Origin of the sequence: Pedobacter chinensis (genome assembly GCF_003339865.1) — a bacterium.
In the GTDB taxonomy this organism is placed as follows: domain Bacteria; phylum Bacteroidota; class Bacteroidia; order Sphingobacteriales; family Sphingobacteriaceae; genus Pedobacter; species Pedobacter chinensis.
The window spans coordinates 1-2,314 of the sequence record NZ_QPKV01000022.1; the positions used below are offsets into that span (position 1 = coordinate 1).

The following is a 2,314-nucleotide window of genomic DNA, read 5'->3' on the forward strand; positions in this document are numbered from 1 at the left end:
AGCTCTACTGCCATCTTTTTGAACTCATCGTCAAATACTCTGTGTTTCATATATGCCAAATTTAAAATTACATTTCAAATCTGCTCCATAAATGTCTCTACTCAAAGATAGCAACTCCATATGATGAGATCGGCAACCTGAAGAGCGATGCTGCCGGGGGCATCAGCAACATCGACTGGACGGTTTACGGCAAGATCAAACAGGTGACGAAGAGCAGCGGCAACATTGTCTATACCTACGATGCCTCGGGGAACCGTGTGAGCAAAACGGCGGGCGGGTTGAAGACCTGGTACGTGCGTGATGCGCAGGGCAACAGCCTGTCGGTTTATGACAATGCGAACAACAAGAGCAACTGGCGTGAGCAGCAATTGTATGGCAGTGGCCGTTTGGGAATGTGGCGGCCAAACCTTAACTTGGCAGTGGCCAATGGCAGTTCGGTATGGAACAGTTACGGGCTGAAGTTCTTTGAGTTGAGCAACCACCTGGGCAATGTGATGGCGGTGATCAATGACAACCGTGTGCAAAACGGCAGCAATTACGAACCTGTCGTGGTGAACGCCAACGACTATTATGCTTTTGGCGGGCAGATGCCAGGCCGTGGTTATGATCTGAACAATGCGGCTTACCGTTATGGCTTTAACGGCAAGGAGAACGACGATGAGGTGAAGGGAGCGGGCAACCAGCAGGACTACGGGATGAGGATCTATGACAACAGGCTGGGGAGGTTCTTGAGCGTGGATCCTTTGCAGGCTGATTATCCTTGGTGGTCTCCTTATGCTTTTGCGGGCAACAGCCCGGTCCTTAACGTGGATTTGGATGGATTGGAGACCTATAATTACAACCTGCTTACCGATAAGAAAACGGGCAAATCCAAGCTGTCCCTATCAAGCGTGGAGCACGGTTCGCTCGCTGATGCGCTTACCGTGCAGAAGGTGGATTACAATGGGGCAACTTACACCATAGATGCGGAATGGAACTATGCACCGTACCACGGGTTTGACAACGTGAAGAAACTTGAAGGGCAGACCCCCGCCCAGTTAAAGGAATATTTTTCAAACAGGAAGACCGACAGCCAACAAGAAGAGGAACGTAGGCAGAAGAGTGAAGAAGCGTATCAACAGGCTGGCTCCATTGTTTTTGGTGGTGCTGCTCTAAACCAAAAATCAAAATCGTCTCCTGATAAAGGTACCAAGGAGCAAGTTTCAAGAGCGAATGGCGATAAATCTGAAGGATGGGATGGGCCTGTTGATTATTCCAAGCTAAAACAGCCTAGGAAGGTTGGGCCTGGATTAGAGACCACGCCAGCCCAGCGAAAACGCATCTTGGAGCACAATAAGAAAATGAACAGAGGGGTTTTAAAGAGCGATGAGGATGGGAGCGTTATGAACATACCTAAAGCGGTTCCAAAGGGGGGTAAGGCAGATATGAATCAAGCAGAGGTAGATCATGTTGTCGAGAGGGTTAATGGAGGGTCGAACAGTAATGGTAACTTAAAGGTTATATCCAAACAACAAAATTTGAAAAAGGAATCAGAAAGGAGAAAACAATGAGTAAACAATTTAAGGAAAACCTAGACACTGCCGTTTTTACCAGCAACTACATAATGAAGGAGAATTACCCAGTTGTGTATGTGGTACATCACGAAGACGGGACTTGGGATTTCTGGGGAGAACAGATTATTGACGAATCTGAAATAATTGTTGTTTCCCTGCGTCAAATCTTAGATATTGACCCAACTATTCTCGAACTAAATGATCTCCCAGTAGCCTTTACAGCTATGCGTAAATCAAGAGAAGATCCTTGGATGGTGGCATCAAAGAATTAATAGGATAATCAGGATTCTACTAACGCAGGTTCGAATACTTCTGTTTTAGTGAATTGAGGGCAACTTGTTCCAACATATGATCGTTATTGGCGGTAGCCAAGCAGTGATTTAGAAACTCAAGAGTTAGTCGTTTGTCCCATCCAGCACAGGCGGCAGCCAATGAATATCTTGGATCGGTATACCCCCTTTCCTTGCCAATGCGGTCAGAGTGTTTGTTTAGGTCGAAGCCAAGTTCAATAAGTTCGATAATCTCATTATTTGGAGGGAGCATCTTATCGTAGGCGAGCGGCATTAGGGCTCCCTCTATGATAGACAAGCTGCCTTTCTTTAATAGTTGAATTATTGGCTGGGCATCTTTTATTGATTTTCTTTGAGATTGTAAAATAAACTGTGTCAAAAGTCAAAATCACTAACTTTAGATACAGTTTATTATGATGAGAGAAGAACAGCTCGATTATGAGCTAATGAAACAAAAGGCCCTCGAGCAAT

At 45.6% G+C, this 2,314-nt stretch carries 3 protein-coding genes; 2 read left to right on the forward strand and 1 reads right to left on the reverse strand.

Annotated features, from left to right (window positions below; all coding sequences use genetic code 11):
- Nucleotides 1–203: 203 nt before the first annotated feature.
- Nucleotides 204–1,550, forward strand: coding sequence for an RHS repeat domain-containing protein (locus DU508_RS23660; RefSeq protein WP_115405126.1), 1,347 nt, complete (start codon nt 204–206; stop codon nt 1,548–1,550).
- On the forward strand, nt 1,547–1,825 hold the full coding sequence (locus DU508_RS23665) for a hypothetical protein (RefSeq protein WP_115405127.1): 279 nt from the start codon (nt 1,547–1,549) through the stop codon (nt 1,823–1,825). The genes DU508_RS23660 and DU508_RS23665 overlap by 4 nt, the downstream gene beginning before the upstream one ends.
- 19 nt (nt 1,826–1,844) lie before the next feature.
- Here the strand turns inward: DU508_RS23665 and DU508_RS23670 are convergent, their stop codons facing one another.
- Nucleotides 1,845–2,222 (reverse strand): hypothetical protein, encoded by a 378-nt coding sequence (locus DU508_RS23670; protein ID WP_115405128.1) that lies wholly within the window; start codon nt 2,220–2,222, stop codon nt 1,845–1,847.
- Nucleotides 2,223–2,314: the final 92 nt, after the last annotated feature.